Source organism: Cupriavidus sp. 22TCCZM04-2, from assembly GCF_057798895.1.
Window position 1 is genome coordinate 81917 of record NZ_JBYOJS010000008.1, and the last position, 23801, is coordinate 105717.

Consider the following 23801-nt stretch of genomic DNA (forward strand, 5'->3'; position numbering starts at 1 on the left):
GACAGTGCTGCTGGCTGGAAATCGTCGGTCGTAGGCGACAAGCCAAGGCCCTGGTGCCTGTGATGGACTCGGTCATTGCCGAGCTCGCCCGCGACTGACGTGCACATAAGATGGCGCCGACGCCCGGACAGCGAAGTGCCCAAAATCAACGCTTCGGCCAGTCGTCGCGCTGACTTCCGCTGGAGGTATTTCAGCGGCCTGCTCTAAACCACCCACCGACACTGCCGCTATTTGCGCAACTGTCATGTGGCAGGAGTAAGTCAGAATTTATAATCATTCATGCACAATAATTTCAAAATTACGAACTAAAGTTCGCACAGCAGTCGAAATGTTTATTGGATAAACTCATATCAGTGGGACACGCCGATACTTCTCTGACTGAGTGACAAATTTTTGACGAATTCGTGTCGGTCTGTCCCGCTTTCCACCCCCGTCAATGCGCCTCGTCTCCGACAGGATGGCTTGCAATAGCTGGCGCACCCTGCCACCCGCCGCCGAGCGCGAGGAACAGGTTGATCTGGTCCATCGCTAGCTGCGCATCCGATGCGGCCAGCGCGGCATCGGTATTGGCCAGGGTACGATCCGCGTCCAGGCTTTGCAGATAGGGCGAACGTCCCGCCTGCCACAGCAGCCGGTTCTGCCGTGCTGCCTCGTTGGCCTTGTCACGCGCCGCATGCAGGGACTGATTGCGTTCAAGCTCGTGCGTGTAGGCCGACAGCGCGCTCTGCGTTTCGCGCAGCGCCTTCAGCACCACCCCGTCGAAGTGCGCGAGCGCGCCTTCGGCGCCAGCCTCCATGCCGTGGATGCGCGCGCGCGTGCCGCTGGTCGGGATGGTCCATGATATCAGCGGTCCCCACCCCCAGTGCGCAGTGGGCGCCTGCCCGAGGTGATCGAGGATACCGGTGAAGCCTGCCGAAGCGCCGATACGAATCTGCGGATACAGGTCGGCCGTAGCCACGCCGATCTTCCCTGTCGCCGACGCCAGCTCTCGCTCAGCCTGGCGGACATCGGGCCGGCGCTTGAGCAATGCGGCACCATCGCCAACGGGCAATGGTTGCTGCAACGCCGGCACGCGTTCGCAGGCCATGCTACTGAGATCAAGCGCCCCAGGCGGCTTGCCCAGCATCACGGCAAGCCTGTATGCGGCAGCTTCGCGCTCGGCGCGATATCGCGGGAGTGCCGATCGCAACGTATCGGCCTGTGCCTGTGCACGAAGCAAGTCTGTCGGCTGGCCGCGGCCGGCATCCACGAGTTTCTGCGCCAGCTGGACGCCGCGCTCCTGCAGCTCAAGCTGGTGTTCCGCGACGTGCAATTCATGCGTGGCCGTGCAACCCTGCACATAAGCTCGAACCGTTTCCGCCACGACGCCCACGCGGGCCTGGTCCAACGCCGCGTGGCTGGCCTGTGCGGCGGCAAGTGCGGCTTCGTCGGCGCGCGCAAGCTTGCCCCAGAAATCGAGCAGGTACGAGACCTCGAATCCGATGTCGCCGAAGTTCATCGCAGGAATCTTCTCTTCATGGAGCAGCGGCTCCCCGGCGATCTGCCCGCGTTGCACGCCCGCCTTGAACCTGGCTTCCGGCAGGTTTTCCGCTTCGACCTCGTGATAGACGGCGATGGCACGCTTCAGGTTGGCCGCCGCCACGCGCAGGTCGGTGTTGGCGACCAGCGCCTGTTTCACCAGCGCGTCGATTTGCGGATCGTCGTACAGACGCCACCAGTTAGCCGGAACCTCGCCGATCGAGACCGCGGCATTGTCCGTGCCTGCGAAGGGGCCATTCGCAGCCGATGATCTTATGACTGCATCGTCGGGCACCTTGTGATCGAGGCCGACAGTCATGCAGGCAGCCAGCGCCAGCGGCAACATCGCCACCAGCGTGGCGCGGGAAAAGCGGTTCACTGCACGGCTCCGGTGATCGACGTCTCCTTGCCGGCCCGCGCGACCTGGTCATGCGGGAGATCCTTGCCAGCCTCCGCGGCCGCGCCAGATCGGCCGTCCGCCTTGCCGATGTCGCCCTTCACCGACACCGTGGCAGTTCGTCCCGCCACCAGCCGCACAGCCTCGGGCGTCTCGTCAAACTGGATCCGTACCGGGATGCGCTGGGCCAGGCGGACCCAGTTGAACGTCGGATTCACATTTGGCAGCAGGTTCGACCCATTGGTGCGGTCCCGGTCTTCAATGCCGGCCGCGATGCTCTGCACATGGCCGTGCAGCACACGCTGCTCGCCCATGATCCGGATATCGACCGGGCTCCCGACATGGATGCCTGGCAGCTTGGTCTCCTCGAAATAGCCTTCCACGTGGAAGGATTTCGAATCGACCATCGACAGCACCGGCTTGCCGGTCACGACATAGTCGCCCAGCCGGGGCAGCCGGTCATTGACGTAGCCTTCCACCGGACTCAGTACGCGCGTGCGCGACAGGTTGAGCTTTGCCACGTCGACGGCGGCTTCTGTCTGCGCAAGCTGGGCTTCGCCCTGCTGCACCTTGGCGTGGCCTTCTTCGACGATCTCCTTCGACACTACCTCGGAGAGCGTCTGGCTGCGCGAGGCCTCACGCCGTGCCTGCGCAAGATTTGCACGTACCGCCGCCGCGGTGGCCTCTGCCTGGCGCAGCGCCAGTGCATAGCGTTCGCGATCAATCTCGAACAGAACATCGCCCGCCTTCACATGCTCGTTGTCCTTGACCGCAATGCGGGTGACGAGCCCCGAAACATCCGGTGCCACCTGCACCACGTCGGCACGGATATGCCCATCGCGGGTCCATGGCGCCACCGTGTAATAGTCCCAAAGGTGCTTGACGACGACCACGCCCACGGCAGTGACGGTCAGTGTAAGCAGGACCGGCCAAAGAGAAGAGAGTTTGAATTTCATGACTGCAGCCAAGGCACGATGCCAACCACCCCACCGAGGACGATTGCGTAGAGCGCCAGATTGAAGAGGGAACGATGCCAGACGTGCCTGTAGAAGCCCACCCGGGCCAGTACGGCACGCGCGGCGCTCGTGATGATGAAGGCGGCGAGCATCCACACCAGCAGGCTGGGAATGAATACGCCATAGATGCTGATTTCACCGGGCATCAAGCTTCTCCGGAAACGGATTCCGGCAGCGCCGGAGGAAACAGGGCCACCTGCATTTCGACAAGCGCGGCCAGTGCGATGCGCGAGCGCACCTTCTGTTGCGCATTGGCCAGGCGCTTGCGCAACGCCAGCGGTGGTGCATCCAGCGTGCCGTCAAGGCGTGCCTTGTAGTAGGCGGAGATGCTGCGCAGCACACGTCTTACCGCATGCTGCTCGTCTGGCCGCATGTCTGCCAACTCCCGCTGCAGCGCCAGCGTGGTCAGTTCCACACGCACTTCGCTGAAGCCGTCGTTCGACACCTCGCTCTCCGTTGCGGCTAGTCGTGGCACCAGTTGCGCCAGGCGGTCCAGCATGCGCGCGCGCAATCTGGCATGGGAGTCGCCCCGCGTGCCCATGGCGTTCTCGGCGATATCGCCCCAGCCGGCGCGCACGAGGCGCCGCGTGGCAGCACGCGTACCGAACGGACGCACGACAAGCGTCCATGCCAGCGCAAACGCTATGCCCGCGATGCCAGCCACGTTGCTGTTGAAGAACGACTGGAAGTTGGCACTGTAGGCGCCCTGGATGCCGATGTCGTTGGCCGTGACCACGGCCAGCGGCATGCCGATCATGGCCAGGCGCGGCTGGGCCACGAGGAGCCCGATAATCAGGTATGGCACCGCGAACATCAGCACGAGCATCTCGAAGTCATGCGCAACCGGCAGCACCGCGAACAGCATCACGAGCGAGATCAAGAGGCAAACCACGTTCCAGTGAAAGAACGATCTGATCATCGGCGCGGGCTCATCGAGCGCAGCGAAGAAGCAGCACGAGATCGCACCAAGCGCCACCGCGCCTGCCCCGTCGGCCCAACCCATCTGGACCCACAACATGCCCATCGCGAAGATCGCAAGCGCCACCGTGACGGTCGAGAACAGCAGCATGCCGTGGTCATAATGGCGTGCACGGCCCACCTCCCAGCGCACGAACCTGGGCGTCCATTGGCTGGCAATATGCTTCTCGCCCAGGCGGCGGCACAGCGTCCCGCAGTCGTCCCAGAGCGCCGCCAGCTGTTGCAGCCGGTCTTCCGCGGCCGCGGCGAGCGTGGCATCACGGCCAGGTTCAGGCAGCATCGGACTGTGAGCAAGAGGCAGTGCATCGGTCCCGCCACCCTCAATCCAGTCCTTCAGCGTGCGCATCCGCAAGGCTAGCGGCGCTGGGACACCGCCGACAACCCGCATCGCTTCGACGATCGACGCAAGCGACGACAGCACTGGAAGCAGCATCGTCATCCGCCCGCGCAATTCACGAGCGGCATGCACGTGCGCGGCGCTCTCGGAGTCATAGCTCAGTTGGCTGATCAACTGGTCCAATGCCAGGATGTCTGCGGCCAGGCGATGTCGGCTGTGATGACGGGTCACCTGTGCACTGGGGCTTGGCGAGAGCATGTCGCTGGCCCACAGCGCGGCATCTGCCATCCACTGCCGCGATTTGTTGTGCAACACTCCAGCCACGCTGGCCGGCATGATCACTGCACCCACCACGCTTGCGCAGAGAATTCCGAGACAAATCTCTTCGGAACGCGCCACGGCGAAGTCAAAGATGCCAACAGGATTATCGACAGACGGCAACGCCACCAGCGGCAAGGTGTAGGCTGCCAGCATGAACAAATAGCTGCGCGGCGTACGGTGCAGCAAGGCCACATAGAGCAGGCAGGCCACCCAGATCGCTACGGCCGCGATCAGTAACGGCGGGGAACTGACCAGCGGCGGCACCATCGCCACGCCAGCCGCCGCGCCCAGCAGCGTGCCGAGCACGCGGTACAGCGCCTTCGAGCGCGTGGCACCGGTGAGCGGATGCGCCACGATGTAAACGGACCCCATCGCCCAGTACGGGCGCGGCAAGCCAAGGTACATCGCAATCCACAATGCCAGCATTGCGGCGACGAAGGCCTTGAAGGAAAAAATCCAGTCTCGTGCGGATGGCCAACTACCCATGTTACTCACCCCCCCGATTCCCCAGTAATAAGACAGCCACCGCCACTGCGACCGATATACCTTGTTTGATCACGACCAGACTCCCTCGGCCCGTCGCTCTCGCGTGGTCGTTTCGTGACGGAAACATGGATCCCAAATTTGTCGATCTTCGACTCTTCTGCAAGGGAAATTCGTTGCATTGGCGGCAGGCTGTGTGGCGATGACACAGCCGTGCGTGCACTTTGATGTCTTGGACAGCGCAAGCGTCATTGGTAAAAGCCGCTTGGCGAGAGAAGCGAATGGACAAGGCGGGGGACCCTGGTAACGATGGCGCAGTCTATCTGAGTATGAGCAAAGGAAAAACTTCTTGAGACCGACAGACTGTTCGGATTGCCAGACAATGCCTTGGGGAAGATTGCCACAAGAGTGCACTGTTCCTGGGGAAGGACCCAACCTGACACATTTCTGACGCCCACGTTTTTCGTTTCGTATTGTCCACCCCATCGGACAATCCATCTACGATTCAGTGTTCCATACACATGCAAGAATCGTTAGTATCCATATCGATACGTCTTATCAGCAAGCGCCGTTCCAATGAACAGAAAGTAGCCGGCATACAAGGAAACGTAGTCACGTGTCACCTATCTGGGCTGGAACCATCAGCTCATATTGCCTGCTCAATAGCCGATTACCTTTGAGGTCGATCCGCTTCCCCTAGCCCTCTCCAGAAGCTGTCCAAATGAGTACGGGTACCTTGCCATCGCGTAAAGCGTCGTTGCCCGAACTGCTTGCAGCGACCGCTCAACTCAAGCGCGCCTTGCACAACCGGCTAATTCCACCGTTGCGCGATGCGAATCTCACCGCGTCCCAGTGGCTAATGCTTTGTTATTTGCGTCGGCACGGTTCCGACACGCTGACTGGTGTCGCCGAGCAGATCGGCCATGACACCGGTGCAATGTCTCGGGTCTTGCATGCGCTGTGTCAGCGAGGCTTAGTCAAGGCGGAGCGACCGAGCACGGACCGCCGCAGTGTAAGGCTCTCGATCACGCAGAATGGGGCGGCGCTTTGTGCCGCAGTCGAATGCACGATTTCGCCCAGCAACGAGTCACCTACTGAACGCCAGTTTGCCCAACACCTTCACCGCCTCACTGATTTGATGGCAACGTGCACCAACGCGCTTCGCACCGACGAGCACTGCCATAACTAGGGCACCTATCGCTTGCTCATGGAGCCTTCCAGCGGTACGGCGGCGTGGCGATGCGCGATAAATATTTAGGTAGGCATGTGATAGCTCCGCTATTCCAAGGTCACCAACTGTTCTTCGGTACCGTGCCGTCCGTAATCCCCTTTGGTGGGGTGGGTAAATGAGAAGACCTTCGCCCCCATAACGCAGGCTCGACCGTGCCCCCACCTTTGGCAGACCGATTCGTCATCGGGACAGCCCGCATAGACTGCGAACCGGTACTTCTCCTCGCCCTTCGGATTCCACCTCACAATCGCCCTAAAAGCGGGGGTAATGTCTCACTGACCAGAGAAGCAAGAAGTCGTGCGCCCTACCTGGCGCATAAAAAAAAGCCGACATTACTGCCGGCCAACGTCCTTGAACCCAGTGACAAGCCAAGGTCGATATGAACTATCATCGGCACGCGATAATGCGCGTGCTCAAGCTGTATCAGAAACGATGGCGAACGCCAACCATCGCGCCAGTCTGGTTTTGACCTGGCAGCGTATTGGCCGTGCCGGTTACGCCGTAGGTTGCATTGCCTTTGTTGTTCACATAGCCAAGCAGCAGGTATGCGTCGGTGCGCTTGGAGAATGCGTAGTCGGCATTCAACACGAACATCCACGAATCCTTGCTGTCAGTGCGGGCGTCCGTATAGTAGGCAGCGCCGGTCAGCGTGAAAGCCGGGGTGAACCTGTAGTTCGCGCCAAGCCAGTACAGGTTATCGTGACGGGCCGTACCCGTGGTGACCTCGTCGCGCATCCAACGGTAACCAGCGAACACCTTGGCAGCGCCGAAGGCATACGAACTGCCAATCGCGGCGCGCTTCGCGGTCAGGTCCGCTGAAGCCAGGGTGCTGCCCTGAAACTGGTCATAGGCAGCGCCCACCGAGAATGGACCGTTCGCGTAGGCCAGACCACCGCCAAAGTTGGTGCCGACCTTGAAGTGGCCCGGCACTTCACCGCCAAGGCCAGTGTTCACGTCACGGCCAAAGCTGTAGAAGCCGGTTGCCGTCAGGCCACCGAACTTGCCGGTGTACTTGACAGCGTTATCCGCGCGGCCGTTGAACTGGTTGTCGACAGAATTCAGGGAGTAGCTCGGTCCAAGCGCCATCGGGTCATAGGCCCCGAACAGGTCGTACAGCGAGTTCTGCTGTCGGCCCAGAGTCACGGCGCCGAAATCGCCCTGCAGGCCAACATAGGCCTGGCGACCAAACAGCCGGCCGCCCTGGGCGGACTTGCCGGTGTCGATGTCGAAGCCGCTTTCCAGTACGAAGATGCCCTTCAGGTTGTTGCCGAGGTCCTCGATCCCACGCAGGCCCCAGCGCGAGCCGGACAGGCCACCCGATGTCACACCAGTGACTGAGCCACTGCCGTTGGTGCCACCATTGACGTGGCTTTGGAAACTGATGCCGGCATCGGCGATGCCATAGAGCGTCACGTTGGACGACTGGGCAAAGGCCGCGCCGGACATGGCGCTGGCTGCGGCTGTCACTGCAAGGAGAGCTTTCTTCATTGTCAATTCGAATTTTGTTTGGACGAGTTGGTTTCCTACCGTCAGTCCACATTGAGGCCGGGCGCCGAACCAAGCGGCCCCTCCTGACGCATCGGGGATATTAAGGCGCTTGTGTGACAGCTTGAGTAAGCAATGCCTTGATTCATAGAAACATTGTTCACCTTGCCGAACAATGAACCAGCTCGAAATGGAGTTCGCTTTCCCGAGGTGCATGACAGAATCACCGCGAATGTTGGATCGATGCCCCCGCTGCAATCCGCCTCAGGCGTGACATCGTAGAACCAGTCAAAGGACGCGTTCCGGTCGACATGGGCTTCCCCCGCTTCGCCACAATGAGCGACGGCGGCCTTCTCGTCCTACTCAACACTTCAAGCGGCACGAAGCCCGGCTAGCGCCGCGTGCGATGAGATGAGCCGTAAAAATGAAGCTCAGCAATAACTGGAAGAAGAGCAAGGTCAGAATCCAACGCATCCACGCCCGCATCGGCAACGCCCGCCTGGGAACTAGCCAAATCCGGGCTGAATGAATCCATTCTTTACCTTGGCTGGCTCGAACTCCGGCGTCAGTTAGGTTGTAAGCTGGCGTTGGACGGAGGTTGGCTTAACGCCGTGCCGCCGCAGGCTGCGAGCAGGAGGTGCCCGGCGTGCGAGCGTCAGCGCAGGCAACCGAGTCACGCAGGCGCAGTGCTGCCTTCCTGCAGATCCGGCGGACCGGGACGTCAGCGTCAGCGTCGAGGAGGGGTTGAGTCCTGAGATCGTACGCAGGACAAGCCTGCAACTTTACTTGGACCTTGAGTCCGTACTGTAGATGAGGACCTCTGCGGCAAAATCCATCGGGGCCGGCGGACTTAGTTCCGCGATCGAGTCCGAATATAAGTCCGCAACCACCCTACTGGCTATAGACAAATATCCCTTGCAAAAGGGAGGCGACCATATAAGTAAAGATGGGTCTTCCGCAATTTGTGTGAGGACGACGAACAGGGCGCGAGAATCTTCGAGCGTCGAAGGCCTTCGTCTCCACCACCATCACCAACATTCTTCCGCCTGTTGACGAACCTGGGCGAGCCCTGCAGTCGCCCTCGCCGCACGAGATCATTCCCCTGCGATGGCGAACAGGCATGCTGCATTAGCGTTTTTCCCCGCTTTCGGATCGCACCGGGTTACGCAGCACGCCTAGCTTGCTGACCTCGATTTCCACCACATCACCGTCCTTCATGAACACAGGCGGCTGGCGCCGCGCGCCCACTCCCCCGGGGGTGCCGGTGACGATGACATCGCCTGGAGACAGCGTGACGAAGCTTGAGCAATATGCGATCAACTCCGGGATGGAGAAGATCAGCATGTCGGTCGTGGCTCGCTGCATGACCTGTCCGTTCAGGCGCGTTTCCAGCGTGAGGATCTCGTTCTCGCCGATCTCGTCGCTTGTCACCAGTGCCGGACCGAAGCCCCCCGTATGCTGGAAGTTCTTGCCCGGCCCCCATTGCGAGGTATGCGTCTGCCAGTCGCGGATGCTGCCGTCGTTGTAGCAGGCGAAGCCGGCGATATGGGAGAACGCCCGGTCTTCGGGAATGCGGCGGCCGCGCTTGCCGATGATCACGGCAATCTCTCCCTCGTAGTCCAGCCGCGCCGATTCCGGCGGCAGCAGGATCGGCTGCCCGTGTCCCACCTGCGACTCGGCCACGCGCAGGAAGATGGTGGGCCGCTCGGTGCGCTCCTTCTGCGTTTCGCGGACATGCTCGGCATAGTTGAGGCCGGCGCAGAGAATCTTCTCCGGGTCGGCCACCACCGGCCGGCAAGCATCGAGCGCTTCAGCAACCGGCAAGTCGGCGGCATGCCTGCCGGCCTCGTCAATCAGTGCCTCGACTGGCCGCTGTCGCAACGCCTGGCCCAGGTCGCTCTGCCCGAGCCTGGCGCCGAGGTCGATCACGCCGTCAGCGGCGATGGCGCCGAAGCTGTTTCGGCCCTGGTGGGTGAAGCTGATGAATCGCATAGGGTGTATCCCAATTCTGGCTGTTTCAGTTAGGCGAGATGGCACGCCGTGGCCGAAGCGACGACGCAGGCGCCCGACCGCGTGATTTCATGGCCGCACCTCGACAAGCCGCCCCGCCGCCGAGGAAGCCGTGGGGGGGACATCAAGACGACCTTGCCGTATGCTCCGGCCGGACCAGCATGCAGGTGGCTGTCGCGGTGGCGACTACCTGTCCGCCCTGGCGCAGTTCGCCGGCCACGTTGCAGACGTTGCGGCCGCGCCGCTCCAGCCGCGCGTGCCCTTGCAGCGGGCCGGCCTGCGCGGGACGCAGGAACGAGAGATTCAGGTTCAGCGTCGAACAGAACTCGCCATCGGCAAGCGTCGCGGTGACGAGCATTGCGGTCACGTCGTCCAGCATGGCGCCCAGCATGCCACCCTGTACCTGGCCCGCCGGATTGAGGAATGCTTCGGTAGCCATGTAGTCGGACTCCAGCGAACCGGCCTCCAGGTCGACCCCGCGGACGACACCGCCCAGCAGGCTGGCGACAGCCGGCAACGGGGCCTGGCCGTTCAGCATACGCGTGAAAAGATTGGCTTCGGCCATCGTGTGTACGTCCCCGGTCAATGGCCGGCAAAGCGCGGCGTGCGCTTTTCCCGCCAGGCAAGCGCGCCTTCGCGCAGATCGTCGGAAGCATCGGCCACGGCAATATCGTGTACGAGCGCGGTGATATCGAGTTCGCCGCGGGCGATGCGGTTCAGGTGCTTCTTCATGCCAAGCAGTGCCAGCGGCGCCATGCCGGCCAGTTCTTCGCTCCATCGTGCCGCCAGCGAGCGCAGCGCCTCCGGGCTGTCTTCCAGCTGGTCCAGGTAGCCGCACGCCAGCATCCCCGCCGCGTCGAACTTGTCCGCCATCAGCAGGATGCGCTTGGCCGTGGCCAGGCCCAGCCGCGTGACGTAGCGCTCCATGCCGCCGCGGTAGAACAGCAGCCCGAGGCGCGCCGCCGGTACCGACATCTCGGCAGCGGTTGCGCCAAAGCGGAAGTCGCACGCAAGCGCCAGGTCGGTCGCGCCGCCGTACACGCCGCCGTGCAACACAGCAACGGTGACTGGCCGCGCCTGTTCCAGCGCATTGGCAAGCGCCTCGAAGCGCGCTCCGGCGTCGGCACCGCCGAGGCGGCCGATATTGAACCCGCTGCAGAAGTAGCGGCCCTGTGCTTCAATGCGCAGCACGCGTACCCGGCCGTCCGCATTCACGGTCTCCAGGTACTCGCGCAACAGGTCGAGGTCCTCCGGCTCCAGCCGGTTCGCCACGTCGGGGCGGCACAGCGTGATGACCGCGATATGGCCATCGATGGCCAGTTGTGGTGACCGTCCTTGCGGGGTCTCGCTCATGGCGTCGGACCTCGCTCAGTGAAAGCCGTAGATTCGCATGGTGGTCTCGCCTGCCTCCACCCGCTTGAGAATGGCGGCTTCGGTGGCCTCGCGGTCCCGTGCCTTGCCCACGACCTCCGCCGCGCGGCCGCGCGGCACCACCACCACGCCGTCACGGTCGCCCGCGACCAGGTCACCGGCTTCGACACGGGTGCCGCCGATCAGCACCGGCGCGTTGAGCCAGCCGATCGCGCCGTAGTCCTTGCCGGTACCGCGGATGCACAGCCCGCGCGCGAACACCGGGAAGCCGATCTCCTCGAGGAGCACGCCATCGCGCACGTAGCCGTCGATGACCAGCCCGCCCAGATGCTTCACCTTTGCGGCAGTGGTCATGATCTCGCCCCAGTAGCCGTGCTCGTAGGCACCGCTCACATGCACCACGAGCACGTCGCCCGGTTGCGCGATGTCGAGGGCGCGATGCAGCCACAGGTTGTCCCCGCCGGGCGAATGGACCGTCAGCGCCGGGCCGCAGATGCGGAACTCCGGTGCCACAGGCTTGATGGCCGGCGAGACCACGCCGATCTTGCCGCCCGCTTCATGCAGCGTGGCGGTAGGTAAAGCGCGCGCGTCGTTGACGATATCGGCGCCGACCCGCTCGAATTCGCGGATCGTTGTGCTCGTTGCGTCGTGTTCCGCCATGGTCAGGCTCCCTTGGTCTGCAGCTGGTGGTAACGGAACTGGCGGCGCGCCTCGTCCAGGCGCATGCCGCCGCGCACGGCTTCGCGGATGGCGTTCTCGGCGTGCTCGATCTGCTCGGCTGTGTCGAGCACCGCCGCTTCGTGCTCGCGCGGGATGACCAACACGCCGTCGGCGTCACCGCGCAGGATGTCGCCGGGCTGCACGCGCGCATCGCCGATATTGACGACCACGTTGGTCGCTTCCACCTGGACTCGGTCCTTGCCCGTTCGCATCCAGTGGTCCTTGCTGAACACCGGGTAGCCGAGCTGGCGGCACAGCGCGACGTCACGGCACACGCCGTCGATCACGGTGCCGGCAATGCCGCGGCGGTGCGCGATCTCGGTCAGGATGTCGCCCCAGACCGTGGCATTGTCACGGCCGCCGTTGTCGAGCACGAGGATGCTGCCCGGCGGCACCTCGTCGATGTAGTCTCCCACGGTGCCGGGCGGATTCGATGCCGGGCCGTACAGCAGCGTGTAGGCGCGCCCTGCCGTGGAAAAGCCTTCGCCACGGGCCTTGATGCGGTAGCACTGGCCCGCGATGCCGAGCTTGTCCAGCGCGTCGCTCAGCGTGGCCGTGTCCAGCTTCGCGGCGCGCGCGACGTTGATGTCCTGTTGTTCGCTCATCTCTCTCAACCCTTCAGCATGTGTTCGTAGTTGCCGCCCATGACTTCCCCGATGGGCGTGCCACCCAGGATGGCCTTCGCCATCACGGACTCCTTGCGCACGATCGCTTCGGCCGTCTCGAGCACGCGGGCGATGTCGCGCGCGGCGATGAAAATCACGGCGCTGCGGTCCGCGACCACGTAGTCGCCCGCTTCTACCGTCACAGTGCCGATCTGCACCGTGACATTGGTGCCCTGCTCCACCACGCGGCTGCGCGCGGTGAACGCAGTCAGTGCGCGGCTGAACACGGGGAAGTCGAAATCGAGCGCTTCATCGATATCGCGCACCGGGCCGTCCGCCACGACGCCCGCGACGCCGCGCACCTTGGCTCCGAGCGACAGCAGCCCGCCCCAGCTGCCGGCCTCCACGCCGGTGCGCTGCTCGACGACGATGATGTTGTCCGGGCCGGCCTGCTCGATCGCCGTGCAGCCGAGATGGCGCGTCGGTCCGGGCGGCGGCGCGCCGGTGCCGAGCTTGACGGTGATGGCCCGGCCGGCAATGCGCCCGGCGCCGGAGCGCTGCGGCAGGCCCGTCACGGTGCCCGGCAGCTGCAGCTTGTCGAGCGCGTCGGATACCGCGCAGCAATCGAGTCGGCGCAGGCGTTGTACGTTGGATTCGGTTTCACTCATGGTCATTGGTATGGCTTTTGTTCGGTTATTCAATCCAGCGTCTTCCAGGCGGCGAAGCACAGGCCCGTGCCGGTCAGCGCGGGCGTGCGGTAACCCGGGACATAGGAAACCCATTCAAGATCGAGGTCGCGCACGGCCTCGACGGCGATCAGCCAGTTGCGGATTTCGGAGCTGCCTGCCTGGAGCTGGCGCGGATCCAGCGAGGCGAGGAAGCCGGTGTCCTTCTGGCGGATGGCGTCGATGATCGCGTTGTCGAGCTCGGCATCGACCACGAAGTGGCTCAGGCCGCCCGAGGCCAGCACGCCTACGCGCAGGTCTTCGGGATAGGCTGCAATCAGCTCGCGCAGCGCGGCGCCAAGCTGGATGCAGCGGCGCGGCGTGGGCTGGTTGGGCGGGTCAAAAGTATTGACGATGACCGGCACCACTGGCAGATCCAGTCCCTGCAGGTAGCGGCGGTGGATGAACGAGAATGCATGGCCTTCGAACTGGCCGCGTTCGAGGCCGTCCATCGCAGTGATGTCGAAATCGCGGTCGCACAGTTCGCGGATCATCCATCGGCCCATGTCGGCGTTGACCGGATAGTCGCGGTCGGCGTCGGGCTCTTGACGTGCCATGCGGGCCTTCTTGTACCAGCCGTCGGAGGCGCTTTCCTCGCGCTTCGCATTGCGGATGGTGTCGCCGTAGTAGATCGCGAATGCAGGGTTGTTGGTCGTGCGGAACAGCTCGGTCTGGTCATCGCCAACCACCAGCAGCACGTCGAGCCGTGCGGCGCGGATGCGGTCGCGCAACTCGTCCATGGCCGCTTCGGCCTGGTCGTAGCGCTCGCCCATGCGCTCGGGCGTCACCATGGACTCGGCATCGTCCGGGGCGATCGCGAGCAGCGCTTCATAGGTTGTCGGGTTGCCGGCGCGGTCGAAGTAGTGCGGGTTCTTCGGATCGACCTGGCGGAAGCCGTGTTGCCAGTCTTCACGCTGGCAAACCAGCATGATGCTGTGGGAGGAGCCGAAAGCGGCGACGAGTCTTGCCATGGAAGTGTCCTTCGTTCAAACGATGTAGGCGGCGCGCAGCTCGCCGACCTGTGCCGCGTTGTAGCCAAGCTCGCGCAGGATGTCGTCGGTATTGGCGCCCTGCTCCGGCGCGGGCTGCGGCGGCAGGTCGCGCGGATAACGCGACAGTCGCATCGGTTGACCGACCAGCGCCACATCGCCAAGCTCGGTGTGCTGCATCGGCCAGGCAACGCCAAGGTGCTTCACCTGCGGATCGGCGAATACCTGGTCCACGCGGTGGATCGGTCCGCACGGCACGCCGGCCTTCAGCAGCCGCTCGGTCCATTCGGCGGTGGTGCGCGTGCGCAGCGCCGCCCCGATCGCGGCATTGACCTTGTCGCGGTTGCGCACGCGCTCCGGGTCCGAACCCAGGCCGGGCTCGTCGACGAGGTGCGGCACATCCAGGGCCTCGCACAGGCGCTTCCACATGGTTTGGCCGATCGCGGCGATGTTCAGGTAGCCGTCGCTGGTGGCGAACACGCCCGTGGGCACGGTCAGCGGATGTTCGTTGCCGGTCTGTTCGGGAATCTTGCGGTCGACCAGCCACTGCGCGGCCTGGAAGTCCAGCATGGCGATCTGCGCTTCAAGCAGCGAGGTCTGCACCCACTGCCCTTCGCCCGACGCCTCGCGCTCCAGCAGCGCCGTGAGGATGCCCATCGCGCAGAAGTGGCCGGCGCACAGGTCCGCGAGCGGGATGCCGACGCGCATCGGGCCTCCGCCCGGCTTGCCGGTCACGCTCATCAGCCCGCCCATGCCCTGCGCAATCGAATCGAACCCGGGCCAGCCCGCGTAGGGGCCGTCCTGGCCGAAGCCGGAAATGCTCGCGTAGATTAGCCGCGGATTGATAGCGCGTAGCGCGTCCGGCCCGATGCCGAGGCGGTGCTTCACATCGGGGCGGTAGTTCTCGATGAAGACGTCGGCGCGGCGGACCAGTTCATGCAGGATCTTCACGCCTTCCGGTGCCTTCATGTTGAGCGTGAGGCTTTCCTTGTTGCGGTGCAGGTTCTCGTAGTCCGCGCGGTTGTGGTCGCGTCCGCCGATCATGTCGTCGCCGCCAGGTGCGCCCGGCGGGATCTCCAGCTTGATCACGCGCGCGCCCATGTCGGCGAACAGCCGCACCGCGGTAGGACCGGCGCGCACGCGCGAGGCGTCGAGAATGGTGAAGCGGGACAGCGGGCCCTTGCGCTCGCCGGTGCCGTGTGGGTTGTGTCGGGTATCAGCCATGGTCGTTGCCTCAGGTCTTTATGCCGGGGTGAACATCGGCACGGCGTAGCCGCCATCGCTCGGCTTGAACACGACCTTCACGCGCTGGCCGATCTCGATCCCGCGCGGGTCGCAGTCCACCAGGTTGGTCATCATCGTCACGCCTTCGTCCAGCCGGACGTAGGCAAGCGTCCACGCGGCCTCGCCCTTGCCCATGGTGCTGAACGAGTAGACCGTGCCGAAGCCGCTGGCATCGCGCCATTCGGTGCGGTCGGACTGGCAATGCGGGCAGATGTCGCGCGGGTAGTAGTGCAGTGCGCGGCAGTCCAGACAGGCCTTGATCACCAGGTGTCCGGCGTTGGCGGCTTCCCAGAACGGCTGGCTTTCCGGCAGCGTGCGCGGCGCGGGAATCTTGCGCGGACCGGCGGGCGGCGCCTTGGCGGCCGCGCTGGCAGGGTTAGCCGGAGTAGCGGGTGTGCTCATGGTGTTCATTCCCTTTCAAGAATCAGCGTCGCCGCGGTATGGCGCGAAGCGAGCGCGCCGCCGATGCCGCTGGCCAGCGCCAGGTCGCAGTTGGGGACCTGCACCGCGGGATGCGCCTCGCCGCGCAGCTGGCGCACGGCCTCGATCACCTTGGTGACGCCGCCGCGGTTGGCCGGATGGTTGTTGCACAGGCCGCCGCCGTCGGTATTGAACGGCAGGCGTCCCACGCCGGAAATCAGGCCGCCGTCTGCGACGAACTTGCCGCCCTCGCCCTTCTTGCAGAAGCCCAGGTCTTCGAGCTGCATCAGCACGGTGATGGTGAAGCTGTCGTACAGCGATGCGTACTTGATGTCGGCGGGCGTGACACCGGCTTCCGCAAACGCCGCCGGGCCCGACCACGCGGCGGCCGACCACGTCAGATCGATATTGCCGCCCATGGCGTGCTTGGGTGCTTCGCCGGTGCCGCGTACCTTCACCAGCGGACGCTTGAGCTGGCGGGCGATCTCGGGGCGCGCCACGATCAGCGCGCCGCCACCGTCGCTCATCACGCAGCAGTCCAGGCGGTGCAGCGGATCGGCCACCATCGGCGAATTGACCACGTCCTCCACCGTCACCACGTTGCGCAGCATGGCGTGCGGGTTGTGCTGGGCGTGATGCGACGCGGCCACCTTGATCCATGCGAGCTGCTCGCTGGTGGTGCCGAACTCGTACATATGACGCTTCGCCACCATGCCGTAGAGGTTCTGCGTGGCCGGGCCGAACGGCAGTTCGAAGGCAACGTCGGGCGCGTCCGGGTCCGGGGCCCGCAGCGCCAGCGCGGCACCGGCCGCGCGGGGGCGCCCCGCCAGCGTGATCAGCGCGACGTTGCAGCGCCCCGCGGCAATGGCCTCGGCGGCGTGGGCCACGTGCAGGATCGGCGCGGAGCCGCCGCACTCGGTCGAATCCACGTGGCGCGGCTTCAGGCCAAGGTATTCCACGATCGTGGTAGTGCCAAGGCCTGGCGCATCGCCGGCGCAGAAGTAGCCGTCGACATCGGCGGCGGTGAGGCCGGCGTCGGCCAGCGCGCCGCGCGCCACATCGGCATGCAGGCGCGCTACCGACAGGTCATCGGCTTTGCGTATGGGATGCTCGTAGGCCCCCACGATGTAGGCGGATCCGTTCAGGGTCATGATGAAAAGCAGGGACTAGGTGGAGATGGCTGGTGTCACGCGCGGCATCACTGGTCCGGCGTAAAACCGCTGGCCTTGATGACGGGGCCCCAGTAGGCAAGTTCCTTGCGTTGCAAACGATCCAAATCTGCGGCCGGCCGGAAGTCGGGGTTCAGCGTGGCCCGTTGCTGCAGCGTGGTGCGCACCTCGGGCATGGCGAGTACCTTGCCCAGTGCCGCCTGCATGCGATCGAGCTCCGCCTTCGGCGTGCGCGCGGGTGCCCAGATGCCGGCCCACGCTTCGCCGCTGTCAACTGCCACGCCCTGCTCGGTCGCGGTCGGCACGCCCGGCAGCAGCGGCGAGCGCGCCGCGCCGAACACGGCGATGATGCGGACCTTGCCGCTCCTGGCATGCGGCAGGATGTCGCCGGCGGTCATCACGGCGGCAGCGAGCTGCCCGCCGAGCAGGTCGGTGACAAGCGGGCCGTTGCCCTTGTATGGCACGACGCTCATCGGTACGCCGATAGACTTGCCGAACTGCAGGCCGGTGAAGTGGGTCTGGCCGCCGAGCCCGGCCGTGCCGAACATGGCCTTGCCGGGATGCGCCTTCACCCATTCCACGAAGCCCTTTACATCGGTGACGCCGGTCTGGGTACTCACCACCAGCGCCAGCGGATACGAGATCACCACCGCGACCGGCGTCAGGTCCGTCAGCAAGTCGTACTTGAGCGTGGCCGGCGGATACAGCAGCGTCGGGAAGATCGCGGTGGCATTCGGCGCGACCATGTAGGTCAGTCCGTCGGGCGCGCTGTGCTTGAGCATGCCGGTCGCCAAGCGGCCACCGGCGCCGGGGCGGTTGTCGACGATCACGGTCTGCCCGAGTTCGCCTTGCAGCTTCTCGGCCAGCACGCGCGCGACAGTGTCGGTCGAGCCGCCGGGCGGGAAGCCGACCAGGAACCTGATCGGCTGCTTTTCCTGCGCCTGCGCGCCGCAGGCAAATGCCAGTCCCAGCGCCAGCACGCCGCAAGCGGATCTGAGGGTACGGATGAGGGCCATGTCTTTTGTCTCCTGTGTATTTCTTGCGTGAACCAGCCAGCCGTTGCTCAGGCCTGCCGGGCAAAACAAGCCAGGTGGTGTCCGGCATCGCCGAACAACTGGTTGATGACCATCAGGCGCTTGGCGTAATGGCCGACGCGGCATTCGTCGGTCATGCCCATGGCGCCGTGCATCTGGATGGCCCACTGGCCAACCTGCCGCCCCGCCTGCCCGATCACCGTCTTGGCTGCGGACACCAGCCGGCGACGCTGCACCGGGTCGCCGTCGGCCACCGCCATGGCGGCCACGCAGGCCATCGACTTGCACTGCTCGAGCGCGATCAGCATGTCCGCCACGCGGTGCTGCAGCACCTGGAACTTCGCCAGCGGCGTGCCGAACTGCTTGCGCGTCTTCAGTTGTTCCGCGGTCAGGTCGAGCAGTGCTTCCAGCGCGCCGACGGCTTCCGCGCACAGCGCCGCGTTGGCCCGGTCGGTCGCGGCGACGATCGCTGGCAATGCGGCGCCGGGCTCCCCCAGCACCGCGTCCGCATCCGCGCTGACTTCACGCAACGTGAGATGCGCGGCGCTGCGGCCATCCAGCGTGCGGAACTCACGCACGGACAGCCCGGGCGCACCGGCGGGAATCACGAACAGCGTCACGCCTTGCGCGTCGACGGTGTCTCCCGCGGTACGCGCAGCCACGATAAAGGCATCGGCCCGGGCGCCATCGAGTACCAGTGTCTTTTCGCCGTGGAGCAGCCAGCCGTCGCCCTCGGCGCGTGCCAGCGTGCTCACGCGTGCCAGGTCATAGCGTGCGTCGGCCTCGTTGATGGCAAGCGCCAGCCGCGCCTGCCCCGCTGCCAATGCCGGCAGCCACTGCTGCCGTTGCGCGGGCGTGCCGGCCTGATCGAGCAGTTGCCCCGCCAGCACGACGCTCGACAGCCAGGCACCGCCGCCAAGCGCACGGCCCAGTTCCTGCGCCACCAGCATCATTTCTGTCGGGCCCTGCTCGCTGCCGCCCACATCCGCCGCAAGCGGCAGGCCGAGCAGCCCGAGGTTCGCCATGGCGGCCCAGCGCGCGCTGGCCTCGTCGTCGGTCTCGGCATCGCCGCGGCGATGCGCAGGGTATTCGCCATCGCAGAAGCGGCGCACCGCATCGCGCAGCGCGATATGTTCGTCGTTGAGTGAAAAATCCATGGTCTCGGTACGGTGTCAGGCCGCGAGGAAGGCCTTGCTGATCAGGTTGCGCTGCACTTCGTTGACGCCGCCGTAGATCGACAGCTTGCGCGCGTCGAGGTAGTTGGCGGCCAGCGCCGACAGTTCCGGCGGGCTGGCAGGGTCGCCCAGTTCGCCGCGCAGCGCGGCTTCTTCGAACGGCACCGCATGCGGGCCCGCGATTTCCACCAGCAACTCGTAGATGGCCTGGCGCAATTCGGTGCCGCGCACCTTGAGCATCGACGCTTCCACCGCCGGCACCCGGCTCTGCTGGTTGGCGCTGAGCAGGCGCAGCGCGGTGAATTCGAGCGCCAGCAGTTCGATTTCGAACTGCGCCAGGCGCGACTGCAGCACCGGATCGCCGTCCAGCCCCTGGCTGGCTGCCAGTTCGCGGGCCCGCTGCAATTGCTGCTTGCATGAGCCGATGCCCGCGATGCCGGTCCGTTCATGGCCGAGCAGGTACTTGCCGTAGGACCAGCCCTTGTGCAGCTCGCCGACCAGGTTTTCCACCGGCACCCGCACGTTGTCGAGATAGCACTCGTTCAGGTCGGTGCCGCCTTCGAGCATACGGATGGGCCGCACCTGCACGCCCGGCGTGTTCATGTCGATGAGCAGGAACGAGATACCCTCCTGCGGCTTGGCCGCGTCCGGGTCGGTGCGCACCAGCGCGAACATCATCGAGCACCAGTGCGCATAGGAAGTCCACACCTTGTGGCCATTGACGACGAAGTGCTTGCCATCGGGTTCCAGCACCGCGGTGGTCCGCACTGCGGCCAGGTCCGAACCAGCACCCGGCTCGGAGAAGCCCTGCGCCCACCACGTATTGCTCTGGCGGATGTCGGGCAGGTACTTCGCCTTCTGCTCGGGCGTGCCGAACGCGATCAGCACCGGCCCCAGCATCTGGATGCCGCTGGCGATGATGCGCGGCGCGCCGCCAAGCATGGTTTCCTCGTCGAAGATATAGCGCTGCACGTGGTTCCAGCCCGGACCGCCGTGTTCGACGGGCCAGCCCGGCGTGAGCCAGCCGCGCGCTTCAAGGATGCGGAACCACGTCACGTAATCGGCATGCTCCAGGCGCAGGCCGAGTTCGACCTTGCGCCGGATATCGGCGGGGAGGTTCGCCTTGACGAACGCGCGCACCTCCTGGCGGAACGCCTCGTCGGCGGGAGAGAAAGTCAGCTTCATGATTGGTATGCCGTGGGATCAGGCTTGCGGTGCACAGACGACCAGTGCGTCAAGCGCGAGCACGCGGTCGGGATAGGCCACCAGCGGATTGACGTCGATCTCGGTGATGGCAGGGTTGGCGCGCATCTGGCCGCCGATCAGGGTCACGGCCCGCGCAATCGCCGCCACGTCGACTGCAGCCGCACCGCGGATGCCGCGCAGCAGCGATGCCGCCTTGAGCCGGCTCAGTTCCTGCACGACATCGGCTTCGGAAAGATCCGCCGGGATCAGCCGCACATCCTTGAGCGCCTCGATCCACACGCCACCGAGGCCAACCAGCACAACCGGTCCCCAGCCGGCGTCGCGCTTCGCGCCAACCACGAGTTCCAGACCGCGCGGCCCCATGGCCTCGACCAGCACGCCGTCGAGCGTGAGGCCTGGACGATGCGTAGCGATATTCTGTTGCAGGCGATGCCAGCCGGCACGCAACGCGGCTTCATCGGCGAGGCCGACCATCACACCACCAACATCGCTTTTGTGCGGCAATTCGCTGGCCTGCGCCTTGATCACTACCGGGTAGCCGATGCGCGCCGCAATGGCGGCCGCCTCATCCGCGCTGGCTGCCAACGCGCCCTCCGGCACGACCAGTCCGGCAGCCGCCAGCCACGCCTTGCCCTGGTACTCCGCGAACACACCTGAAGGCGGAACTGCACCCGGCAGCGGCACCGCCGCCGGTACGGACTGGCTCGCGCGGCCGGCGCGCTGCAGCGCCTCGCCGTAGGCTGAAACCCGGGCAAGCGCGCGCAGGGCACGATCGGGCGAGCGGAAGAACGGCACACCGCTCGCGCGGATCGCATCGACGAAGAACGGCTCGATCGGACCGCTGTCGCCGGTCACGACGAGGACCGCCGGCTTGCCGGCGCGGGCGAGCGCGGGGACGATGTGCTCGGCCTTGTCGCGCTGTGCCACTTCGGGGCCCGCCGGAATGCTGAGGACGATGCTTCCTACGGCGGGATCGGACAGCATGGTCAGCAGAACCTCGCCGACCAGCCCCGGCTGCCGTACGCCGATCGTGGTGTAGTCGAGTGGATTTTCGGCGACGGCGTAGTCGGGCAGCATGGCTTTGAGACTTGCCGTTGTCTGCGCGCCGAGCGGGGGCAGTTCCAGCCCGAGCCCGTCGCAGAAGTCCAGCGCGACGTTCTTCATCGCGCCGGACCCCGTCATAAAAGCCGGGCCGCCAGCAGGCGGCACCGGGAAACGCAGCAGGATTGCTGCAGCGTCGACAAGCTCGTCAGGGGTATCGACCAGCACCACGGCCTCGCGCGCCAGCGCCACGCAGGCCGTGGCGTGATCGCCGGCCAGTGCGCCGGTGTGGGACTGGGCCGCTTCGCGGGCGCGCTCGCTGCGGCCCGGCATCAGCATCACGACCGGCTTGCCGGCCTCGCGCGCCTTGCGCGCCAGCGCCAGGAACGTGCGCGGACGGCGCACCTGTTCGGCGTACACGGCCAGCACGCGGGTCTGCGGGTCGTCGATGTAGTGGGCAACGAAATCCTCCGCGCCGAGCGATGCCTCATTTCCCGTGGAGACGACCGCCGTCAGCGGCAGGCCACGGCCGACGAAGGCATCGCGCATGTTCGCCGCCATCGCACCGCTTTGCGCGACCACGCCGATACCGGGGCGGCCACCGCACGGATAGGGCTGCACCGCTTCGAAGGTCACGGGCACGTTGCCCTCGAAATTCGTGAAACCCATGCAGTTCGGTCCGAGCAGCAGCATGCCGGCCTCGCGCGCGGCTGCGGCGAGCTGGTCCTGCCGTTTGCGGCCGGCCTCGCCGGTCTCTGCATAGCCGGATGCGAACAGGACCGCCGCACGGGTGCCCTTCGCGGCCAGGCTGCGCACCGCATCGAGCACGCCTGCCTCGGGAATCGCCAGCACGGCCAGGTCGATGCCGGCGGGCAGCTCGTCCACCGCCTTCACACAGGCGCGGCCATTGATCTCGGTGCTGCTGCGGCTGACCAGGTGAATCGCACCGGCGTAGCCGAAGCGCTCCAGGTTCGCCAGCACGAAGCCGCCGAACGAGCGCGGGTCCGCCGAAGCGCCGACGATCGCCACGGAAGCCGGACGGAGGACGCAGGTCACGTCAGCCACCGCGGCTGCCGCCGCCGGTTCGGGCTGTCCGGCCTGCGCGCCGGGAAAGTCAGAGGTCTTCATGGGTTGGGGGTCTCTTCCAGGAAACGGTGGTTGTCTCGTGTTTGACGAATTCTGGCATACCACAACCATCGTTTCAATACACCAGAAAACGGATAATTGAAAAATTCGTAGGGAATTTCCCTAGCTGCGCGGCGCTGCCCGTTGGACTGCAAGGCATGCAAGCGGCTAACAGGTCACTGAAACGCCGCATTCTCCGGACTTCGGAGCGCGACTCCTGGAAGGGCAGAAATCCATATGCATGAAGGGCTTGCGGGCAAACTCCCTCGTCAATCCGGGCCGTCTTTTCTCTCAGAATAGAAGACGAACGCTCAGGATTCCCGAGCGTGCCCAACGCGATCTTAGAATGCCGTCTTTGCATACCACTATTTTTTTGTTGTATATTTTCGATCAACAAAGCGATGCTTGCTGGCGTCGAACCGTATGCAAACGACCGACCATACCCTGAACCCACCACGTCCCGCCGGGCGCCACAGCCGGGCCGAAGACATTCGCGCCACGCTGGAGGCCGAAATCGAGGCTGGCGTACTGTGCCCCGGAGCACCGCTCGACGAGCGCGAGCTGGCGCAGCGCTTTGGCGTATCGCGCACACCGGTGCGGGAAGCCTTGCAGCAACTGGCCGCGCATGGGCTGGTCAGCATCGCCCCGCGCCAGGGCGCAGCGGTCGCGCGCCTGTCAGTGGGCAAGGTGCGGGCGATGCTCGAATACGTGGGGGAACTGGAATCACTGGCTGCGCGCCTGGCGGCACGCCGCGGCGACGAAGCGTTGCACGCCGCACTCGACGCAGGCCTGTCTCTGGGCCGCCGGGTCGCGGCGACACCGGGCGCCGTAGGCTACGCCGCCGCGAACGCGGCCTTTCACGAAGCGATCTACCAGGGCTGCCGCAACGAGATTCTCGCCGGCCATATCCGCGCCGCGCGGCGGTGCCTGCAGCGCTACCGCATGCGCGACTTCGCGACTGCCGTGCAGATCGCGAAGTCGCTGGCAGAACACCAGCGCATTGCCGACGCCATCCGCGCCGGCGACGAACAGCTGGCCGCCGCGGCCATGACGCTCCATGTGCCCGCGGGCACCACGGGCTTCGCCGAATTTCTCGCGACGGTGCCGGCCCATTTCTTCGACAGCGGCCATGCCGCCGTCTCCTGACCCCGCTCCCCGCAA

General features: G+C 65.2%; 21 protein-coding genes. 2 read left to right on the forward strand and 19 right to left on the reverse strand.

Translation table 11 applies throughout. The annotated features are described in order from the left end of the window. Positions 1–433 precede the first annotated feature (433 nt). From AC3FKG_RS14085 to AC3FKG_RS14100, 4 genes are read right to left on the reverse strand one after another with little or no spacing between them, the layout of a single operon-like run. Positions 434–1897: an efflux transporter outer membrane subunit gene (locus AC3FKG_RS14085; protein WP_488743376.1), complete on the reverse strand. Its 1464-nt coding sequence runs from the start codon at positions 1895–1897 to the stop codon at positions 434–436. Further along, a complete protein-coding gene (locus tag AC3FKG_RS14090) occupies positions 1894–2871 on the reverse strand; it encodes an efflux RND transporter periplasmic adaptor subunit (protein ID WP_488743377.1) in 978 nt (325 codons plus the stop codon). The genes AC3FKG_RS14085 and AC3FKG_RS14090 overlap by 4 nt, the downstream gene beginning before the upstream one ends. Next, on the reverse strand, positions 2868–3077 hold the full coding sequence (locus AC3FKG_RS14095) for a DUF1656 domain-containing protein (RefSeq protein WP_483711652.1): 210 nt from the start codon (positions 3075–3077) through the stop codon (positions 2868–2870). The genes AC3FKG_RS14090 and AC3FKG_RS14095 overlap by 4 nt, the downstream gene beginning before the upstream one ends. Next, positions 3077–5053: an FUSC family protein gene (locus AC3FKG_RS14100; RefSeq protein WP_488743378.1), complete on the reverse strand. Its 1977-nt coding sequence runs from the start codon at positions 5051–5053 to the stop codon at positions 3077–3079. Before AC3FKG_RS14100 ends, AC3FKG_RS14095 begins: the two co-directional genes overlap by 1 nt. Before the next feature lie 718 nt (positions 5054–5771). Between AC3FKG_RS14100 and AC3FKG_RS14105 the strand changes: the two genes are divergently transcribed. Next, positions 5772–6239, forward strand: a complete 468-nt coding sequence (locus AC3FKG_RS14105) for a MarR family winged helix-turn-helix transcriptional regulator (RefSeq protein WP_488743379.1) — start codon at positions 5772–5774, stop codon at positions 6237–6239. Positions 6240–6704: 465 nt separating this feature from the next. Here AC3FKG_RS14105 and AC3FKG_RS14110 read toward each other — a convergent pair whose 3' ends face one another. The 15 genes from AC3FKG_RS14110 to AC3FKG_RS14180 all read right to left on the reverse strand — a co-directional run bounded on the left by AC3FKG_RS14110 (position 6705) and on the right by AC3FKG_RS14180 (position 22643). Then, entirely contained in the window at positions 6705–7769 is a 1065-nt protein-coding gene (locus AC3FKG_RS14110; RefSeq protein ID WP_483714516.1) for a porin, read from the reverse strand. A gap of 1125 nt (positions 7770–8894) precedes the next feature. After that, on the reverse strand, positions 8895–9758 hold the full coding sequence (locus AC3FKG_RS14115) for a fumarylacetoacetate hydrolase family protein (RefSeq protein ID WP_488743380.1): 864 nt from the start codon (positions 9756–9758) through the stop codon (positions 8895–8897). A gap of 142 nt (positions 9759–9900) precedes the next feature. Further along, positions 9901–10341: a PaaI family thioesterase gene (locus tag AC3FKG_RS14120; protein ID WP_488743381.1), complete on the reverse strand. Its 441-nt coding sequence runs from the start codon at positions 10339–10341 to the stop codon at positions 9901–9903. A 17-nt stretch (positions 10342–10358) separates the two neighbouring features. After that, complete coding sequence (locus AC3FKG_RS14125; protein WP_488743382.1) at positions 10359–11129, reverse strand: enoyl-CoA hydratase/isomerase family protein; 771 nt, start codon at positions 11127–11129, stop codon at positions 10359–10361. 15 nt (positions 11130–11144) lie between these two features. Beyond that, positions 11145–11807, reverse strand: coding sequence for a 4-carboxy-4-hydroxy-2-oxoadipate aldolase/oxaloacetate decarboxylase (locus tag AC3FKG_RS14130; RefSeq protein WP_488743383.1), 663 nt, complete (start codon positions 11805–11807; stop codon positions 11145–11147). A gap of 2 nt (positions 11808–11809) precedes the next feature. Beyond that, on the reverse strand, positions 11810–12472 hold the full coding sequence (locus tag AC3FKG_RS14135) for an RraA family protein (RefSeq protein ID WP_488743384.1): 663 nt from the start codon (positions 12470–12472) through the stop codon (positions 11810–11812). A 5-nt stretch (positions 12473–12477) separates the two neighbouring features. Further along, positions 12478–13140: an RraA family protein gene (locus AC3FKG_RS14140; RefSeq protein WP_483711659.1), complete on the reverse strand. Its 663-nt coding sequence runs from the start codon at positions 13138–13140 to the stop codon at positions 12478–12480. 29 nt (positions 13141–13169) lie between these two features. After that, a complete protein-coding gene (locus AC3FKG_RS14145; RefSeq protein ID WP_488743385.1) occupies positions 13170–14168 on the reverse strand; it encodes a DODA-type extradiol aromatic ring-opening family dioxygenase in 999 nt (332 codons plus the stop codon). A 15-nt stretch (positions 14169–14183) separates the two neighbouring features. Further along, on the reverse strand, positions 14184–15410 hold the full coding sequence (locus AC3FKG_RS14150) for a CaiB/BaiF CoA transferase family protein (RefSeq protein WP_488743386.1): 1227 nt from the start codon (positions 15408–15410) through the stop codon (positions 14184–14186). Between the two features lie 18 nt (positions 15411–15428). After that, positions 15429–15872, reverse strand: coding sequence for a Zn-ribbon domain-containing OB-fold protein (locus AC3FKG_RS14155; RefSeq protein ID WP_488743387.1), 444 nt, complete (start codon positions 15870–15872; stop codon positions 15429–15431). A 5-nt stretch (positions 15873–15877) separates the two neighbouring features. After that, positions 15878–17041 carry a thiolase domain-containing protein gene (locus AC3FKG_RS14160; RefSeq protein ID WP_488743388.1) on the reverse strand — a complete coding sequence of 388 codons (1164 nt, stop codon included), beginning with the start codon at positions 17039–17041 and terminating at the stop codon, positions 15878–15880. A 47-nt stretch (positions 17042–17088) separates the two neighbouring features. Continuing rightward, complete coding sequence (locus tag AC3FKG_RS14165; RefSeq protein WP_488743389.1) at positions 17089–18075, reverse strand: Bug family tripartite tricarboxylate transporter substrate binding protein; 987 nt, start codon at positions 18073–18075, stop codon at positions 17089–17091. Between the two features lie 47 nt (positions 18076–18122). Beyond that, positions 18123–19250, reverse strand: coding sequence for an acyl-CoA dehydrogenase family protein (locus AC3FKG_RS14170; protein ID WP_483711665.1), 1128 nt, complete (start codon positions 19248–19250; stop codon positions 18123–18125). A gap of 15 nt (positions 19251–19265) precedes the next feature. Next, positions 19266–20453 (reverse strand): acyl-CoA dehydrogenase family protein, encoded by a 1188-nt coding sequence (locus tag AC3FKG_RS14175; RefSeq protein WP_483711666.1) that lies wholly within the window; start codon positions 20451–20453, stop codon positions 19266–19268. Between the two features lie 18 nt (positions 20454–20471). Continuing rightward, positions 20472–22643 (reverse strand): acetate--CoA ligase family protein, encoded by a 2172-nt coding sequence (locus tag AC3FKG_RS14180; protein ID WP_483711667.1) that lies wholly within the window; start codon positions 22641–22643, stop codon positions 20472–20474. 420 nt (positions 22644–23063) lie between these two features. Here AC3FKG_RS14180 and AC3FKG_RS14185 point away from each other — a divergent pair, with 420 nt between their 5' ends. Next, positions 23064–23786, forward strand: coding sequence for a GntR family transcriptional regulator (locus AC3FKG_RS14185; RefSeq protein ID WP_483711668.1), 723 nt, complete (start codon positions 23064–23066; stop codon positions 23784–23786). Positions 23787–23801 lie beyond the last annotated feature (15 nt).

Excerpts from the sequence above, each read along its gene's own strand:
- AC3FKG_RS14090 (WP_488743377.1), bottom strand. The coding sequence starts at position 2,871 with ATGAAATTCAAACTCTCTTCTCTTTGGCCGGTCCTGCTTACACTGACC.
- AC3FKG_RS14095 (WP_483711652.1), bottom strand. The coding sequence starts at position 3,077 with ATGCCCGGTGAAATCAGCATCTATGGCGTATTCATTCCCAGCCTGCTG.
- AC3FKG_RS14100 (WP_488743378.1), bottom strand. The coding sequence starts at position 5,053 with ATGGGTAGTTGGCCATCCGCACGAGACTGGATTTTTTCCTTCAAGGCC.
- AC3FKG_RS14105 (WP_488743379.1), top strand. The coding sequence starts at position 5,772 with ATGAGTACGGGTACCTTGCCATCGCGTAAAGCGTCGTTGCCCGAACTG.
- AC3FKG_RS14110 (WP_483714516.1), bottom strand. The coding sequence starts at position 7,769 with ATGAAGAAAGCTCTCCTTGCAGTGACAGCCGCAGCCAGCGCCATGTCC.
- AC3FKG_RS14115 (WP_488743380.1), bottom strand. The coding sequence starts at position 9,758 with ATGCGATTCATCAGCTTCACCCACCAGGGCCGAAACAGCTTCGGCGCC.
- AC3FKG_RS14120 (WP_488743381.1), bottom strand. The coding sequence starts at position 10,341 with ATGGCCGAAGCCAATCTTTTCACGCGTATGCTGAACGGCCAGGCCCCG.
- AC3FKG_RS14125 (WP_488743382.1), bottom strand. The coding sequence starts at position 11,129 with ATGAGCGAGACCCCGCAAGGACGGTCACCACAACTGGCCATCGATGGC.
- AC3FKG_RS14130 (WP_488743383.1), bottom strand. The coding sequence starts at position 11,807 with ATGGCGGAACACGACGCAACGAGCACAACGATCCGCGAATTCGAGCGG.
- AC3FKG_RS14135 (WP_488743384.1), bottom strand. The coding sequence starts at position 12,472 with ATGAGCGAACAACAGGACATCAACGTCGCGCGCGCCGCGAAGCTGGAC.
- AC3FKG_RS14140 (WP_483711659.1), bottom strand. The coding sequence starts at position 13,140 with ATGAGTGAAACCGAATCCAACGTACAACGCCTGCGCCGACTCGATTGC.
- AC3FKG_RS14145 (WP_488743385.1), bottom strand. The coding sequence starts at position 14,168 with ATGGCAAGACTCGTCGCCGCTTTCGGCTCCTCCCACAGCATCATGCTG.
- AC3FKG_RS14150 (WP_488743386.1), bottom strand. The coding sequence starts at position 15,410 with ATGGCTGATACCCGACACAACCCACACGGCACCGGCGAGCGCAAGGGC.
- AC3FKG_RS14155 (WP_488743387.1), bottom strand. The coding sequence starts at position 15,872 with ATGAGCACACCCGCTACTCCGGCTAACCCTGCCAGCGCGGCCGCCAAG.
- AC3FKG_RS14160 (WP_488743388.1), bottom strand. The coding sequence starts at position 17,041 with ATGACCCTGAACGGATCCGCCTACATCGTGGGGGCCTACGAGCATCCC.
- AC3FKG_RS14165 (WP_488743389.1), bottom strand. The coding sequence starts at position 18,075 with ATGGCCCTCATCCGTACCCTCAGATCCGCTTGCGGCGTGCTGGCGCTG.
- AC3FKG_RS14170 (WP_483711665.1), bottom strand. The coding sequence starts at position 19,250 with ATGGATTTTTCACTCAACGACGAACATATCGCGCTGCGCGATGCGGTG.
- AC3FKG_RS14175 (WP_483711666.1), bottom strand. The coding sequence starts at position 20,453 with ATGAAGCTGACTTTCTCTCCCGCCGACGAGGCGTTCCGCCAGGAGGTG.
- AC3FKG_RS14180 (WP_483711667.1), bottom strand. The coding sequence starts at position 22,643 with ATGAAGACCTCTGACTTTCCCGGCGCGCAGGCCGGACAGCCCGAACCG.
- AC3FKG_RS14185 (WP_483711668.1), top strand. The coding sequence starts at position 23,064 with ATGCAAACGACCGACCATACCCTGAACCCACCACGTCCCGCCGGGCGC.